The following is a 15,987-nucleotide window of genomic DNA, read 5'->3' as shown; positions in this document are numbered from 1 at the left end:
TCACTCGTCGTTCACCCAGCGCATCAGCCGCTGCAGCGGGTAGAAACCGTCGTGGGAGAGCCCCGGCGGCATCCCGCCCGCTCTGCCGAGGGACACCACGCGCTGGACTCCGGCGCAGGCGAGGGCGTCACGCAGTTCCGGTTTGCGGGCGTCGGGGTAGACGCCGACCGTCTGGGTGGCGACGCCTGCGTGCGGGACGGCTTCGGCCAGCGTGGCGACCGGGACGACGTTGACGATCTTCCCATCGGGATGGAAGTCCACCGGTTCCGGGGAACGGATGACCAGGCCCCGGCCGTCGTAGCCGCCCCACACCCGGTAGTCGGGGGCGAGGGAGCGCAGTACGTCGATCTCCTCGCGGAGTTCCGGGGCCACCCGCGGGCCGTCGGCCGAGCTGAACTCCCGGGCGACGCCGAGGCGTTCGCACAACAGCGCGGCGTACCGGTCGGCGTCCTCCTCCGTGCCCTCGACGAACTGGAAGCGGCTGGCCACGCACGCCTGCTGGTTGAAGAACGTGGCGTCGGCGGCGCCTGTGTCGGCAGCCAGCGCCAGCGATTCGGGCGAGTCGAAGGCCTCGCGGCCGATCAGCGAGATGGAGGTCTTCGGGTCGAAGGACACCAGCTCGAAGCCCGGGCCGACGTAGCGCAGTGCCCCGCGGATCGTGGCCTCGCCGCCCCAGGCGACCAGCTTGTCGAAGAACTGCGGGCGGAACAGCACGCTCTCCACCGTCTCGTCGCCGCCACGCCAGTAGGCGGCGGAGAACGAGCGCACCACGGGGTGGCCGGGGGCGACGGCGGCCATCGTGCGCAGGATGGCGGTCGCCGTGAACAGGTCGTTGGAGGGCAGCTTGAGCAGGTTGACGCCCTTGGTCAGCGCTCCGCGTACGACCGACATCGCGGCGACTCCGGGTGCGTTGCCGGCGATGATGTGCACCAGGCGCGGCGGGAACGCGCGGGTGGCGGCGATGCGCTGCTCGGGCAGCCGTACCTCCCGCCAGCCGTCCAGCACGTCCGCGCCGCCGAGTTCGTGCTCGATCTGGGCGTCCAGGCCGGGGCGTCGGAAGGTACGCCACAGGGCGGCGTAGGCGCGTTCCAGGACCTCGGCGGGGAGCGGGCTGAGCCGCACCATGCGGTCCAGGGCTTCGGCGAGCAGGCCCTCGCGGTCCGCCCTGAGTGCCTCGCCGGTCTCGACGAGCAGGTCGATGATCTCCGCCACCGGCACGTGGAAGGCCGGGCCAGGTTCGGTGCGGGGCCACACCAGACGGTCCAGGTCGAGCGCGGGGGCGGTGAAGGTGGCGTCGGCGCGGCCGTGGCTGGTGCGCGGGCCCGCGTCGACCTCGCCCCGGATCACGTGGACGACGGCCACCGGGTCCGCCGCCGTGCCGTCGAGTGCCGTGGGCGTCATCCGTGGATCATCCCCCGCACATAGGAGTCCAGTGTCGCGGCGCAGGTGATCTTGTCGTCGTCGCCGAGGTCGCCGTAGCGCCGGATGTCCGGCAGGACGGCGGGACCCGCTCTGCCGCAGTCGCACGGCGAGAAGTCGACGAAGACCCGGTCGCCGCTGATCAGTCCGCCCCAGCGGCCCTCCAGGGAGACGTCCAGGAAGGCGAACCGCCCCTCCACGACGCCGTGTTCCGGATTCAGCAGTGTCTCGCCCGGCTCGTCCAGGACGAGGGGGATCACCCACGGCGGTATGTGGTAGTTGCCCTTCTCGCAGGCGAGGCAGGAGCCCTGGAGTTCCGTCATGCCGTAGCTGCGGACGCGCCGCACTCCGGCGTAGAAGGCGGCGAACTGCGCCTGGTAGTCGTCGGGCAGCGCGCGGCCCTTGTTGCCGCCGCCGCTGAGCACCAGGGTGTCGGGGTGCAGGCTGCCGTCCGGCACGCCCCGGGCGCGCAGGGCCTGGATCAGGGTGAACTGCTGGTTGTTCATCCCGGCGATCAGCAGCGGCTCGTCGCGGTGGGCGGCGATGTCGTCGACCATGCGGGCGACGGCCGCTCCCAGTACCTCCTCGCGGTCCCCGGACGCGGACTCGAAGGAGCCGATCTCCTGAGGGGTCGCGGTGCCCTCCGCCATCCGGCGGCGCAGCAGCGCGCTGCTCATCAGCTCGGACACCCGCATCGGGTCCTCGGTGAGCAGCCGGGTCTCCTCGGGCCGGGCGAAGACGTCCGCGTGCCACCGGAAACCGTCGATGGAGCGCATCGGGCCGCTCGCCGGCGCGAGGAGGTAGCCGCGGCGGGTGGGCCTGGGCGGCAGGGGGTCGGGCCAGCAGGTGAGGTGTTCGAGGATGTCGTGCAGGAAGCGCAGGTCGCTCGCGGCGCAGTTGAGGAAGGACACCTTTCCGGAGGTGCCGCTGGTGATGTAGGGGCGGTGGCCCGCGGCCGTGATGCGGTCGGTCCACTCGTCGATGTCGCGGACGCCGTCCACGTCGACGTCGCCCGGTTCGACCGCCGACACGGTCGTGTACCAGCGCAGGAGCCGGTCCCACCGCCCGGCGGTGATGAGGGAGACGGGGTACGACTTGTAGCTGGTGTGGGAGAACAGCAGCGGCACGAGGTCGTCGAGACCGGTGATCTCGTGCACGCTGGTCTCCTCGGCCCGGGTGCGCAGCAGCGGGACGCGCACCCGGTGGGCGGCGAAGGCCTCCCGTGCGGCTTCCAGCTGCAACTCCCGCAGCTCTTCGCGGGGTTGGTCGAAAGCGTCGCCGGACAGGACCAGGGATCGGATCTGTTCGCGTGTGCTGGGCAGGGCACCCACCTCAATCGGTTGTGGCAGTGGTCTTCTCGGCGAGGGTCTTGTCGGCGCGTGTCATCGCGGCGCCTGGCTTCTCGGCGCGTGCCCTTTCGGCGCCTGACTTCTCGGCGAGGTAGGACGATTCGATCGCGGCCAGGTCGCCGCGCAGTTCGCTCGGGGTGCCGGTCATCGTGATGCGGCCGCGGTGCAGGACGTACACGCGGTCCGCGATGTCCAGCACCTTGCGCACATGCTGTTCGACCAGCAGGGCGCCGAGGCCCCGGTCGGCCGCCTCGCGCACCGCGCGCAGGAGACGGTCGACCACGAGCGGGGCGAGACCGAGGGACAGTTCGTCCGCAAGGAGCAGCTTGGGGGCGCGGCCCAGGGCGCGGGCCAGCGACAGCATCTGCTGCTCGCCGCCGGACAGCATGCCCGCGCCGGTGTTCAGCCGTTTCTCGAGTTCGGGGAAGAGGTCCAGGGCGTGCCGGGTCGGCACCCGGCCGACCCGCAGGTTGTCGGCGGTGTCGAGCTGGGTGAAGACGGCCCGCTCACAGACGTACGCGAGGCCCTGCCGGGCACGGCGGTGCAGCGGTGCCCGGCGGGGATCGCCCAGCCAGCGCACCTCACCGCCCATCGGGGCGAGGTCGCCCGACAGCGCCCGGAGTGTCGTCGTCTTGCCCGCGCCGTTGGGGCCGAGCAGGGCGACGACCTCGCCGGGCCGGACCTCCAGGTCGAGATCGCGTACGACGGGTTGCGTGCCGTATCCGGCGGACAGGGCGTGGGCCTCGATCAGGGGTTGTGCGGTGTCGTGCACGGCCGTCCTCCTCCGGTCAGCCGGCCGACATCGCCGTGAGCATCTTGCGGACGTCGACGAAGGTCGACCCCTGCTTGGCCCATGCGATCTTCCCGTCGCGGATGGTGAGTTCGGTGGCCGTGGTGTTGTGGATCCGGTTCAGCCCCTTGATCGGCAGGGCCGTCGACGCCTTCCAGGTCAGGGGCGGGGTCAGACCGCCGGTGTCGATGCCCGAGGTGCTGTTCAGCTCCTGCACGAGGGCCGCGGAGGACACCGTCGGCAGCTTCTTGGCCGCTTCGGTGAGGACCTTGAAGGCCACCCAGGTCGTCTCGTTGGCGCCGTTGCTGGTGTCGATGTCCGTGCCCTTGGCGGCCTGGACGAAGTCCTTCCAGACGGCGTCGGAGGTCGGCGGGTAGTAGCCGGTGATCGCGGCGCCCTCCAGCGGGCCGCCGCTGCCGCCCGTGCTCGCGGCGAGCTCCGGGGTGAGGTTGCCGACGACGCTGGCGAGCTTCGTCTTCGCGCCGGACTGTACGTACGACTTCACGAACAGGCCCGAGGCGGTGCCCATGATGACGCTCACGCAGTCGCTGCCCTTGGTCGCGGCGGCGACCTGTGGCGCGAGGTCGGTGGCGGTGAGCGGCACCTTGATGTCCTTGGGTGCCGACCCTCCGGCCGAGACCGCGCCGAGGGTCAGGAACTGCGAGACGACGGCGGCTGCGGCCACGTCGTAGCGCACCCCGGAGATCTTCTTGCAGCCGTCCTGCACGAGCTGCTGCCCGTGCGCCGCGAACACCGCCGGGGTGCCGCCGTTGACCGGGAACGACAGCGGGTTGGAGAACTCCGCCGCCGAGACGCCGGTCCCGCCGAGGTAGGGGATGCCGGCCTTCTGCAGGATGGGCATGTAGCGGTCGCCGGCGAGGCTGTAGGAGCCCACCACGGCGACCACCTTCTCGGCGACCGCCTGCTGGGCGCACTTCTCCGCCTCGTCGGGGTCGTTCTTCTCGTTGCAGGTGAGGACCTTGAGCGGGCCGCCCTTGATGCCGCCGTTGGCGTTGATCCACTTCTCGTAGGCCTGGGCGGTCTGCCGCACCCCGGGCTGGGCGCTGCCCTGGGTCTCTTCCGGGTCCCACACCATCACCTTGACCGGTGCGCCCTTCAGGGCCGAGGTCTGCGTCGCGCTGTCGGACGCCTTCCCGCCGCAGCCTGCGGCCAGCAGGGCTCCGGTCACCGCGAGACAGGTCGCTGCGGCGGTTCTGCGTCGGCGTGAGTCGTTCATGGTTCCTCCGCGGGGCTCTTCTTCGAGTTGGCGAACAGCATGGGGTGCGTTTGGAGGTTAGTGAAGTACTCTCGGCACAATTATTTAAATGAATGCACTTTTCAGCTCGCCTCTGGGAGGTTCCCGATGGACGACATCCTGCGTTTCGCACTGCTCGGCCTGGGGCTCGGTGCGCTCTACGCGCTCACCGCGCACGGCATCGTCCTGGTCTACCGGGGCTCCGGCGTCCTCAACCTCGCGCACGGCGCGATCGGCATGGCGGGCGCCTACGTACAGTGGGAACTCGCCGACCGGCACGGCGTCCCGTACTGGCCCGCCACCGCCTGCGGGGTGCTCGCCGCCGCGGCGCTCGGCGTGCTCACCCATCTGCTCGTGCTGCGCCCGCTGCGCCGGGCGTCCGTCCTGGCCCGGCTGGTCGCCACGCTGGCGGTGTTCATCGTGCTCACCGCGATCGCCGTCAAGCGCTACGGCGACAGCCTGCAACTGGTGCCGGGCCGCTTGCCCACCAAGCTGCTGACCATCGCCGGGGCGACGGTCTCCGAGGACCGGCTGTGGCTGCTCGGCATCGCGCTCGCCGTGACCGCCGTCCTCCATCTCCTCTACCGGCGCACCCTGTTCGGGCTCGGCACCACCGCGGTCGCCGAGAACGAGGGCGCCGCGGCATCGCTCGGCTGGTCCCCGGACCTGATCGCCACCGGCAACTGGGCGCTGGGCTCGGCGCTTTCGGGACTGACCGGCATCCTGATCGTGCCGGTCATCGGCCTTTCGGTGACGGGCCTGACCACCCTCCTGCTGAGCGCCCTGGCCGCCGCCCTGGTCGGCAGGTTCTCGTCGTTCCCGGTCACCCTGGCGGGCGGTCTGGTCATCGGGGTCGTGCAGTCCGAACTCACCCGGTTCGGCTCCGGCGTCACCGGTCTCGCCTCCTCGGTGCCCTTCCTCTGCATCGCGCTGGTGCTGGTCGCACGCGGCCGGGCGCTGCCACTGCGCGGAACCTTCCTGGACCGGTTGCCGGCCCTGGGCACCGGACGGGTGCGTCCCGTGCCGCTGGCGCTGGCCGTGGCGGTCGGGCTGCTCCTGGTGAGCCTGTCGACACCGCTGTGGGCCGACGCCGTCACCAGCACGCTGGTGATGTCCCTGATCATCCTTTCGATCGTCGTGGTCACCGGGTACGCGGGACAGGTCTCCCTCGCCGCCTACGCCCTCGCCGGGACAGGCGCCTTCATCGCGGGCCACGCGGCGGCCGACTGGGGCTGGCCGTTCGAACTCGCCCTACTGGCAGGCGTGTTGGGGACGGTTCCGATCGGTCTGCTGTTCGCGCTGCCGGCGGTCCGCACCCGCGGCGTCAACCTCGCGATCATCACGCTCGGGCTCGGCACCACGCTGGAGGCGATGGTCTTCCAGAACACCGACCTGTCGACGACCACGGGCAGCGACGGCATCGCGGTGGGCAGACAGACCCTCTTCGGCATCAGCATCTCCGGGGTCGACCACCCGCAGCGGTACGCCGCCGTCGTGCTCGTCCTGTTCGTCGCCACCACCCTCGTGGTCGCCAACGTACGGCGCAGCCGCACCGGGCGCCGGCTCATCGCCGTACGCGCGAACGAGCGGGCCGCCGCCGCACTCGGCATCGACGTCCGCGCGGCCAAGCTCTACGCCTTCGGCCTGTCCTCGGCCATCGCCGCGCTCGCCGGCGTGCTCACCGGCTTCCGCTCGACCTCCGTCGTCTTCTCCGACTTCGCCTCCTTCGACTCCATCACCGCACTCGGCCTCGCGGTGATCGGTGGCGCGGGCTTCCTCGTCGGCCCGCTGTTCGGCGCGACCTTCGCCGCCGGCACGGTAGGCGCACGGTTCGGGGACCTGGTACTGCCCGGGCTGAGCGACTGGATGCCGCTGATCGGCGGGATCATCCTGGTGCTGACCCTCGTGGGCAACCAGGACGGCATCGCGAAGGACGCCGGCAGACAGGCGGAGGGCATCCGCCGCAGGCTGCTCCCCGAGCGCGGTCACCCCGGCGGCAGTCGGACGGGAGCGGACGGGCGGACGGGAGCGGAGATCCTGCGCACACCGGTGGGCGAGGGAACCGCGCCGGACCTCACCCGCGCCGCGCCCCTCTCCCTCCACGTCCGGGACCTGACCGTGCGCTACGGCGGTGTCGTCGCCGTCGACGGGCTCTCGCTGGACGTCGAGCCCGGCCGGGTCGTGGGGCTCATCGGTCCCAACGGCGCCGGCAAGACCTCCGCCATCGACGCCGTCACCGGCTTCACCCGGGCCGCGTCCGGCGGGGTGCGCCTGGGCGACCGGGACGTGACGCGGCTGCCCGTGCACCGGCGGGCCGCGGCGGGCCTGAGCCGGTCCTTCCAGTCACTGGAGCTGTTCGAGGACATGACGGTCCTGGACAACCTGTACGCGGCCTGCGACCGGCCCGGCCGATGGGCCTGGCTCACCGACCTGATCCGCCCCGGCAGCCGCCCGCTGCCCTCCCATGTACTCGTCGCCGTAAGGGAGTTCGGCCTCCAGGACAGTCTGGACCGGCCGGTGGGCGACCTGTCCTACGGGGAGCGGCGGCTGCTGGCCATCGCCCGTGCGGTGGCGGCCTCGCCGTCCGTGCTGCTCCTCGACGAACCGGCCTCGGGGCTCTCGGACGACGAGACACGGGAGCTGGCCCACCTGGTGCGGCGGCTCGCCGAGGACTGGGGCATGGGGGTGCTGCTCGTCGAGCACGACGTCGACATGGTCATGAGCGTCTGCGACCAGGTCGTCGTGCTGGACTTCGGACGCCGGATCTGCGCCGGTACACCGCAGGAGGTGCGCAGCGATCCGGCGGTGCGGGCGGCCTACCTGGGCGATCTGCAGCCGGAGCCCCTGTCCTGAAACGGCTCGGAGGCGCCTCCCCTGGGGGAGGCGCCTTCGGCATGTACTGCTCTCAGGCGTCGCGCAGATCCGCGACGTAGGGCTGGTGGGACAGCAGGCCGCCGTCCACGCGCAGGGTGTGCCCGGTGATGAAGGCCGACTCGTCGCAGGCGAGGAAGACGACCGCCGAGGCGACGTCCTCCGGGCGGCCCAGGCGCGGGGTGAGGTGATGGCGCAGCATCGCCTCCCGGATCGCCCCGTGGGCCGAGCCGGAGCTCGCCGGGGTGACGATGAACCCCGGCGCGATGGCGTTGCAGCGGACGCCCTGCTTGCCGTACTGCGTGGCGACGTACTGCGTGAGGTTGATCAGGGCGGCCTTGGAGGCGCCGTACGCCGGGTTGCGCAGGTCGCCCGCGAGGCCTGAGCCGGACGAGGTGTTGATGATCGAGCCGCCGCCCCGGGCGATCATGTGCGGGACGGCCGCCTGGATGGCGACCATGGTGCCGCGCAGGTTGATCCGCATCGTGTCGTCCCAGACCGCCGGGTCGGCCTCGGTGACGGCGAGGTCCTGGTGGGCGGCCAGATGCGTGGCCGCCGCGTTGTTGTGCAGGATGTCGAGACCGCCGTACGTGGCGACGGCCGTGGCCACCATGGCCCGCACGCTGTCGATGTCCCCCAGGTCGACGGTGACGGGCGTGGCGGAGCCTCCGGCGGCGCGGATCTCCTCCGCCACCGCCTCGGCGCCGCCCGTGTTCAGGTCGGCGACGACGGTGTGGGCTCCCTCCGCCGCCACGCGGCGTGCGGTGGCGGCGCCGATGCCGGAGGCGGCGCCGGTGACGATCGCGATCTTTCCTTCGAGTCGTCCCATGGCAGGATCACCTTTCTCAGGGCGTGAGTTCGCTGCCGACGATGGACACGAAGGAGACGCACTCGCCGGGTCCGCCGCCGAGGTTGTGGGTCAGGGCGAGCGAACGTCCCTCGGCCACGGATTTCACCGTCCGCTCGGCCGGTGCCTCGCCCCGCAGTTGCAGCCACGCCTCGAACATCATGCGCAGGCCGGAGGCGCCGATGGGGTGCCCGAAGGCCTTCAGCCCGCCGTCCGGATTGACCGGCAGTGAGCCGTCCAGGTCGAACGAACCGCCGGTGACGTCCTTCCATGCCTCGCCGCGTCCGGAGAACCCGAGGTCCTCCATCAGCACCAGCTCCGTGGGCGTGAAGCAGTCGTGCACCTCGGCCAGGGCGAGTTCGGTGCGCGGGTCGGTGATGCCGGCCTGCCGGTAGGCCTCCCGGGCGGAGGCGACGACCTCGGGGAAGGTGGTGAAGTCGTACTGCGGGTCGAGGAGCCCGTCCGCCGGTCCGGCGACGAGGGACAGCGCCTTCACGAAGATCGGCTTGTCGGTGTACTTGTAGGCGTCCTCGGCGCGTACGACGATCGCGGCGGCCGAGCCGTCGGAGACGCCCGAGCAGTCGAACACGCCGAGCATGCCCGCGATGATCGGGGCCGACCTGATGCGCTGCAGCGGCACCTCCTTGCGGAACTGGGCGCGGGGGTTGCGGGCCCCGTTGACGTGGTTCTTCCAGGCGATCCGGGTGATGACGTCCTTCATCTCCTCCTCCGCGAGGCCGTACTTGGCTGCGTAGGCGGGCGCGAGGAGGGAGAAGTTGGCGGGAGCGGTGATCTCGCCGCGGCTGTCGTCGCCGGCCCCCGGGATGGCGGTGCCGGACAGCCCGGACATGCCGGAGTCCTTGAGCTTCTCCACGCCGACGGCCATCGCCACGTCGTACGCGCCGGACGCGACGGCGTAGCAGGCGTTGCGCAGGGCCTCGGAGCCGGTCGCGCACATGTTCTCGACGCGGGTGACTGGCTTGTGCGGCAGGTGGAGCGCCCGGCTCAGGGTCAGTCCTGACACCCCGGAGGCCTGGGTGCCGAACCAGTACGCGTCGATGTCGTCGAGGGTGATGCCGGCCGAGGTGACCGCTTCGCCCACGGCGTCGATCAGAAGGTCCTCGGCCGAGCGGGTCCAGTGTTCGCCGAAGGGCGTGCAGCCCATGCCGACGATCGCGACCCGGTCCCGGATTCCGTGCGAGCTCATCCGTGTGTCTCCTCGGTCTCGCCGCCGGTGCGCACCGGCCGGGCCTTCCAGAAGTAGTTGTGGACGCCGGCGGCGGTGACCGTGCGCCGGAACGTCATCTCGACCCGGGCGCCGATGACGGCGTCCGCCTCGGTCGCGTCGGTGAGCTGGCAGCGGAAGCGGCCGCCGCCGTCGTAGTCGACGACCACGACGAGCATCGGCGGGCTGGGGGTGTGGGCCAGCCGGTCCACGGTGAACGTGGCGACCGTGCCGCGCACCTGCTCCATCGGCTCGTCGGTCATGGCGTCGATGCTCCGGCAGGAGGCGCACACCCGGTCCGGCGGCAGATGCCGGGTGCCGCACTTCTCGCAGCGCGAGGCGACGAAGCCGTACTTCCAGGCCGTACGGCGGTGCGCGGGCGGCGCGTAGGGCGGCTCGGGGTCCGGACGCCGTGGTGGCTCCCGGTCGAGCAGGCCGCGCCAGGTGAGGTACGTGGCGTACGGCATCGGGGCGCTGCCCGCGGCGATCTGGGCGGCGACCGGGCGGGCGGCGCGGTGGGCCGGGAGCGCGTCGGTGGTGCGCAGCAGGAGGACTCCGGCGCCGTCGCCGAGCACCACGAGCGCGATGGTCTCGCCGGGTGCGGCACGGTCGAGGACGTCGGCGAGGAGCAGGCCCGGCTGGGCGGTACCGGCGTTGCCGATCACCTCGGAGAGGTCCGGGGTCACCGCTTCGGGCCGGGTGCCCGACCCGCGCCGGACGGCTGCGCACGCGCGCGCGTGCAGACCGGAGACGACGAGGTGGTCGATGGCGCCGCGCTCCAGGCCGGCCTGGTCGAGGGCCGCGGTGAGCGCTTTGTCCGCGAGGGAAACGTAGATCTCCTCGGCGAAGCGTTCCTCCCAGACCCGGGAGGCGGGCGCGCCGGGCAGCCGCCAACGGTCCATGATCTCGTCGCTGACCGTGTCGTGGGCGAGCAGTTCGGCGAGGACGGGGGCGCCGTTGCGGTGGCCGCCGAAGACGAACGCCGCCGCGCCGTCCCCGCCCGCGGCCTCGTCGTTGCCGCCGGGCAGCCCGGTGCGCAGGTCCGACAGGACGGCCAGGGTCGGCACGGCGGAGCGGGCGGCGGTGACCAGCGCGCCGAGTCCGGAGCGTACGGAGCCCGCCATGTCGACGGCGAGCACGTGCTCGTCGAGGCGGAGCGCGGCGTGGACGGCGGTCGCGTTGGTCTTGTCGAGGTAGGCGGGTGCGGCGGTGGCCAGGAAGAGCTGGCCGACGCGGGCGCGCAGGCAGTCTCGGGCGAGGGCGGTGCGGGCGGCTTCGACGGCCATGGACGTGGTGTCCTCGTCGTAGCCCGCGACCGCCCTCGTTCCCTTGGCCGCCGGGGTTCCGAGTGTCGCCGCGACATCGGCGCGGGCGAGGCGGTGGTACGGCACGTGGGCGCCGTACGCGATCAGTCCGGGCATCAGCGTCCTCCAGGAGCGTCGTTGCCGGTGCGTTCGAAGATGGCTGCCAGTCCCTGTCCGCCGCCCAGGCACATGGTCTCCAGGCCGTAACGGGCCTGGCGGCGGTCGAGTTCGCGCAGCAGGGTGGCGAGGATGCGGCCGCCGGTGGCACCGACGGGGTGGCCCAGCGAGATGCCGGAGCCGTTGACGTTGAACCGCTCGAAGTCGGCGTCGGTCAGGGCCCATTCACGGGTGCAGGCCAGGACCTGGGCGGCGAAGGCCTCGTTGAGTTCGATCAGGTCGATGTCGGAGAGCTTCAGCCCGGCTCGCTCCAGGGCGCGGGCGGTCGCGGGTACGGGCCCGATACCCATCGTCTGAGGCGGCACGCCCACGACGGCCCAGGAGACCAGGCGTGCCAGCGGGCGCAGTCCGAGTTCGGCGGCGCGTTCCGGGTGGGTGACCACGCAGAGCGAGGCTCCGTCGTTCTGCCCGCTGGCGTTGCCGGCCGTGACGGTGGCCTCCGGGTCCTGGCGGCCGAGCACCGGCCGCAGCCTCGCGAGCTTCTCCAACGAGGAGTCGGGGCGCGGGTGTTCGTCGGTGTCGACGACCGTCTCGCCTTTCCGGGTCCGAACGGTGACGGGCACGAGCTCGTCCACAAAGCGACCCGCCGACTGGGCGGCGACGGCCTTCTCGTGCGAGCGCAGGGCGAGTCGGTCCTGTTCCTCGCGGGGGATGGCGTACTCGCGTCGCAGGTTCTCGGCGGTCTCCAGCATGCCCCCGGACACGGGGTGGTTGACGCCTCCGGAGGTGACGCGGCCGCGGGCCAGCCGGTCGTGCAGGGTGGTGCCGGCGCCGCGTACGCCCCAGCGGACGTCGGTGGTGTAGAACTCGGCCTGGCTCATGGACTCGACGCCGCCGGCGAGGACGAGGTCGCTCGCGCCGGTCTGCACCTGCATCGCCGCTGTGATGACCGCCTGGAGGCCGGAGCCGCAGCGGCGGTCGATCTGGAGCCCTGGCACCTCGACCGGGAGGCCGGCGTCCAGGGCGGCGACGCGGCCGATGGCGGGTGCCTCCCCGTTGGGGTAGCACTGGCCGAGCAGGACGTCGTCGACGGCGGCGGGCGGTATCCCGGTGCGTTCCAGGACGGCACGGACGACCGTGGCGGCGAGTTCGGCCGCCGTCACGTCGCGGAAGACTCCGCCGTAGCCGCCGACGGGGGTACGCACGGGTTCGCAGATCACCGCGTCACGCAGGAGGGCGGGCATCGGCTGGGCCTTTCATGAGGGGGCCGTTTCTCTTGTCGGCCGGCTCGCGTGCACCGGCTCCTGGCGGGGCTCACATGTACCGGCCGCCGGTCACCTCGATCACCGCTCCGGTGATGTAGCTCGCCATGTCGGAGGCGAGGAAGAGGACGACCTGGGCGACCTCGGCGGGTTCGCCCGCGCGGCCCATGGGGATCTCGGCGAGCTTCGCGTCCCAGGCGGCCGGAGGCATCGCCTCGGTCATGGCGGTACGGATCAGACCGGGCTGTACGGCGTTGACGCGGACGCCCGCCTTGGCGAGTTCCTTGGCGGAGGCCTTGGTCAGGCCGACGAGTCCGGCCTTGGCGGCGCTGTAGTTGGTCTGGCCGAAGTTGCCGACCTTGCCGGCGATGGAGGAGATGTTGACGATGCTGCCGCCCTGTCCGTGCGCCCGCATCGCCTCGGCGGCGTACCGGGTGCCGTTCCAGGCGCCGGTCAGATGGACGTCGACCACGGCACGGAAGTCGGCGAGGGGCATCTTGCGCAGGGTCGCGTCCCGGGTGATCCCGGCGTTGTTGACCATGACGTCGACCGGACCGAAGGTGTCGGCGCAGTGGGCCACCAGGGCGGCGACCTCGCCCTCGTCGGTGACGTCGCAGCGCAGCGAGGTGGCGGCCACGCCGTTCTTGGCGAGGCGTTCGCAGGCCTCGGCGGCGGCGCCCTCGTTGATGTCACCGAGGACGATGCGTGCACCCGCGTCGCCGAGGATGCCGGCGATCTCGAAGCCGATGCCCTGTGCGCCGCCGGTGATCACCGCGTTCCGGCCGTCCAGCAGTCCCATGTCCGCCCGCCCCTGGCTCGACGCTATTCCTGTTAAATAGATAACCTATTATGCTGAAACAATCAATACAGCGACCAGCTGTGCGGGCGGGGCGTCGGACGAGGAGCGAACACAGGTGGACATCAGCTATCCCCCGGAGACCGGGACGTTCCGTGCCGAGGTCAAGGCGTTCCTGGCCGAGGCGCTGCCGGCGGACTGGAAGGGCATCGGCGCCCTGGACGAGGACTCGGCCTGGGCCTTCGCCCGCGACTGGCGCGGCCGACTCGTCGAGCACGGCTATCTCTCCCTCACCTGGCCGAAGCAGTACGGCGGCCGCGGCCTGTCCAAGCTCCACCAGGTCGTCCTGATGGAGGAACTCGCCCTGGCCGGCGTTCCGTTCGGGCTGCCGCAGGACACCTTCGGCGTGAAGATGTTGGCGAACACGCTGCTGCGCTGGGGCACGGAGGAGCAGAAGAGCCACTTCCTGCCCCGCATCCTCAGCGGCGAGGACACCTGGTGCCAGGGGTACTCGGAGCCGGACGCCGGTTCCGATCTGGCCTCCCTGAAGACCCGCGCGGTGCGGGACGGCGAGGAGTGGGTGATCGACGGCCAGAAGGTGTGGACCTCCGGCGCCCATCACAGCGACTGGATCTTCGTCCTGGCCCGCACGGACCGGGAGGCGTCCAAGCACCGGGGCATCTCCTTCCTCCTGGTCCCGCTCGACCAGCCCGGCGTCGAGGTACGGCCGTTCCGCATGATGAGCGGACAGCTGCACTTCAACGAGGTGTTCCTCACCGGCGCCCGCACCCGCGCCGATCTCGTCGTCGGCGGCGTCGACAACGGCTGGACGGTGGCCCAGAGCCTGCTGGGCGTCGAGCGCGGCGAGGAGGCGGCCACCAACCCGATCCTGTTCCGGGCCGAGGTGGAACGGCTCGTGGAACTGGCCCGGCTCCACGGGAAGGACCAGGACCCCGTCGTACGGCAGCGGATCGCCTGGTGCTGGTCCAAGGTCGAGATCATGCGCTGTCTCGGCTACCGGATCCTCACCGGCTGGCTCAAGGGCGCCGAGCCCGGCCCCGAGACGTCGATCGCCAAGCTGTACTGGAGCGAGTACCACACCGAGGTCACCGATCTGGCGATGGACATCATGGGCCTGCACGGCCAGGTGCCGGTCGGCCGGCCGCCCTTGCGCACCTACCGCACCGACGACCCCGGCGCCGCGAACTCCTCGGCGTCCTGGTCGACGACGTATCTGATCGCCCTGTCGGGCACGATCTACGCGGGCACCTCGCAGGTGCAGCGGAACATCCTCGCGGAGAAGGTTCTGGGGCTGCCGCGCGAGCCGCGGATCACGGCCCCGTAGGGCGCTCGAAGGTGCCGAGCTCCGGGACCGGACGCGGACCGGTTCCGGGGCGCCAGCCCGCGTCGAGTTTGCGCAGGCCCACACCGTCCGGTGCCCAGATGTGGCAGCTGTTCATCACCGCGGCCGAGGCACGCGGGTCCTCGGCCGCATCACCCGCCGCCCGCCGGCGCGCGTTGACGGACATGGCCGCCTGCACCACCGCCGGGCCGAGCGCGCGGCTCAGTTCGTAGAGGTGGGAGCAGCCCGAGACACCCCGGAAGCGCTCCTGGACGGCCCGGTTGTACCCGGCGGCGACACCCAGCCCCACCAGACCCTCGAAGGCCGGGGCGATCAGCGGGCACTCGGCGTGCGGGAAGTCACGCATCTGCGCGTCGGCGGCCACGACGACCATGTCGGCGAGGCGTACCCGCACCGCCAGGACCATCCGGTGGACGACTCCGCCCGGCGGCTGCTCCCACGGGCGTTCGTCGCACAGCTCCGCCTCGACCCGGATCTCGGCGCCGTCCTCCTCGTACGCGGTGACGGTGATCGTACGACGGTGCAGAGGAAGGGCGGAGCGCGTCATGACGTCACCTCCGGCACCGTCTCCCCCAGCCCCGCGAACTCCGGCTGCCGGCGCTCGATGAAGCTGAGCACGCCCTCCCGGTAGTCCGGGGCCCGCTTGGCCACGGCCAGCAGCGCGGCCGCGTTGTCGCGGCTCTCCGTGAAGGACCGCGCCTGATCGTCGACGAGCTGCCGTTTGATGAGGGACATCGCGTACGGGCTGGCCGAGCGGGCCAGTTCGGTCGCGTAGGCGAGGGCCTCCGCAAGGAGCTGGTCCGGCTCGACGAGACGGTTGACCAGCCCCATCGCGTGGGCCTCCGTCCCGGTGAAGCGGCGCGAGGACAGCAGCAGGTCGGCGGCGTTGCCGTGGCCGACCAGCCGCGGCAGGAGCCAGGACACACCGTCCTCGGCGACCAGGCCGCGCGCGCTGAAGGCGGCGGCGAACTTGGCGTGCGGCACGGCGAACCGGACGTCGCACATCAGGGCCTGGTTGAACCCGATGCCCGCGCAGGCGCCGTTCACGGCCGCCACGACCGGCTTGGGGAACGTCATCGGTCGGGTGCGCGGGGGCAGCCGGTCGGTGGGCCACGGGCGGGCGCCGGACGACGCCCCGTCCAGCACGCTCATGTCCATGCCGGGGCAGAAACTGCGCCCGGCGCCGGTGAGCAGCACGGCCCGGACCCGCGGGTCCGCCTCCGCCCGGTCGAACAGCTCGTTGTAGAGGAGCTCCATCTCCAGCGTCCAGGCGTTGTGCCGCTCCGGCCGGTTCAGGGTGAGGATCATGACCCCGTCGTCGGTGAGTTCGGTGAGGATCACCGGGGTCGAAGTCTCGGTCATCGAGGTCACTCCCACGGGCCTGTTCGG

Annotated in this window: 12 protein-coding genes and 1 pseudogene; 2 read left to right on the top strand and 11 right to left on the bottom strand. The window is 71.8% G+C overall.

Going from position 1 to position 15,987, the window contains the following annotated elements:
• The 4 genes and pseudogenes from OHT57_RS42955 to OHT57_RS42940 all read right to left on the bottom strand — a co-directional run bounded on the left by OHT57_RS42955 (nucleotide 1) and on the right by OHT57_RS42940 (nucleotide 4,795).
• The gene (locus OHT57_RS42955; RefSeq protein WP_328752382.1) at nucleotides 1-1,401 is read right to left on the bottom strand and encodes an acyl-CoA reductase; all 1,401 of its coding nucleotides are present in this window, start codon (nucleotides 1,399-1,401) and stop codon (nucleotides 1-3) included.
• Nucleotides 1,398-2,750 (bottom strand): hypothetical protein, encoded by a 1,353-nt coding sequence (locus OHT57_RS42950; protein WP_328752381.1) that lies wholly within the window; start codon nucleotides 2,748-2,750, stop codon nucleotides 1,398-1,400. The genes OHT57_RS42955 and OHT57_RS42950 overlap by 4 nt, the downstream gene beginning before the upstream one ends.
• Nucleotide 2,751: 1 nt before the next feature.
• Nucleotides 2,752-3,456 (bottom strand): annotated as a pseudogene (locus OHT57_RS42945) (ABC transporter ATP-binding protein); the annotation flags it as partial.
• Between the two features lie 100 nt (nucleotides 3,457-3,556).
• Nucleotides 3,557-4,795, bottom strand: coding sequence for an ABC transporter substrate-binding protein (locus tag OHT57_RS42940; RefSeq protein ID WP_328752379.1), 1,239 nt, complete (start codon nucleotides 4,793-4,795; stop codon nucleotides 3,557-3,559).
• 126 nt (nucleotides 4,796-4,921) lie between these two features.
• Between OHT57_RS42940 and OHT57_RS42935 the strand changes: the two genes are divergently transcribed.
• Nucleotides 4,922-7,666, top strand: coding sequence for a branched-chain amino acid ABC transporter permease/ATP-binding protein (locus OHT57_RS42935; protein ID WP_328752378.1), 2,745 nt, complete (start codon nucleotides 4,922-4,924; stop codon nucleotides 7,664-7,666).
• 52 nt (nucleotides 7,667-7,718) lie between these two features.
• Here the strand turns inward: OHT57_RS42935 and OHT57_RS42930 are convergent, their stop codons facing one another.
• The 5 genes from OHT57_RS42930 to fabG all read right to left on the bottom strand — a co-directional run bounded on the left by OHT57_RS42930 (nucleotide 7,719) and on the right by fabG (nucleotide 13,238).
• Complete coding sequence (locus OHT57_RS42930; RefSeq protein ID WP_328752377.1) at nucleotides 7,719-8,513, bottom strand: SDR family NAD(P)-dependent oxidoreductase; 795 nt, start codon at nucleotides 8,511-8,513, stop codon at nucleotides 7,719-7,721.
• A 16-nt stretch (nucleotides 8,514-8,529) separates the two neighbouring features.
• On the bottom strand, nucleotides 8,530-9,738 hold the full coding sequence (locus OHT57_RS42925) for an acetyl-CoA acetyltransferase (RefSeq protein WP_328752376.1): 1,209 nt from the start codon (nucleotides 9,736-9,738) through the stop codon (nucleotides 8,530-8,532).
• The gene (locus OHT57_RS42920; protein ID WP_328752375.1) at nucleotides 9,735-11,177 is read right to left on the bottom strand and encodes an OB-fold domain-containing protein; all 1,443 of its coding nucleotides are present in this window, start codon (nucleotides 11,175-11,177) and stop codon (nucleotides 9,735-9,737) included. Before OHT57_RS42920 ends, OHT57_RS42925 begins: the two co-directional genes overlap by 4 nt.
• Nucleotides 11,177-12,421: an acetyl-CoA C-acetyltransferase gene (locus OHT57_RS42915; RefSeq protein ID WP_328752374.1), complete on the bottom strand. Its 1,245-nt coding sequence runs from the start codon at nucleotides 12,419-12,421 to the stop codon at nucleotides 11,177-11,179. The genes OHT57_RS42920 and OHT57_RS42915 overlap by 1 nt, the downstream gene beginning before the upstream one ends.
• 70 nt (nucleotides 12,422-12,491) lie before the next feature.
• A complete protein-coding gene (gene fabG, locus OHT57_RS42910; protein ID WP_328752373.1) occupies nucleotides 12,492-13,238 on the bottom strand; it encodes a 3-oxoacyl-ACP reductase FabG in 747 nt (248 codons plus the stop codon).
• 115 nt (nucleotides 13,239-13,353) lie between these two features.
• Here fabG and OHT57_RS42905 point away from each other — a divergent pair, with 115 nt between their 5' ends.
• A complete protein-coding gene (locus OHT57_RS42905; RefSeq protein ID WP_328752372.1) occupies nucleotides 13,354-14,580 on the top strand; it encodes an acyl-CoA dehydrogenase family protein in 1,227 nt (408 codons plus the stop codon).
• Here OHT57_RS42905 and OHT57_RS42900 read toward each other — a convergent pair.
• Nucleotides 14,567-15,145 carry a DUF2889 domain-containing protein gene (locus tag OHT57_RS42900; RefSeq protein ID WP_328752371.1) on the bottom strand — a complete coding sequence of 193 codons (579 nt, stop codon included), beginning with the start codon at nucleotides 15,143-15,145 and terminating at the stop codon, nucleotides 14,567-14,569. The two genes, OHT57_RS42905 and OHT57_RS42900, sit on opposite strands and share 14 nt — an antisense overlap.
• The gene (locus tag OHT57_RS42895) at nucleotides 15,142-15,960 is read right to left on the bottom strand and encodes an enoyl-CoA hydratase-related protein (RefSeq protein WP_328752370.1); all 819 of its coding nucleotides are present in this window, start codon (nucleotides 15,958-15,960) and stop codon (nucleotides 15,142-15,144) included. The genes OHT57_RS42900 and OHT57_RS42895 overlap by 4 nt, the downstream gene beginning before the upstream one ends.
• Nucleotides 15,961-15,987: the final 27 nt, after the last annotated feature.

The sequence above is a fragment of the Streptomyces sp. NBC_00285 genome, assembly GCF_036174265.1.
Lineage (GTDB): Bacteria > Actinomycetota > Actinomycetes > Streptomycetales > Streptomycetaceae > Streptomyces.
This window is presented reverse-complemented; position numbering and strand designations above follow the sequence as displayed.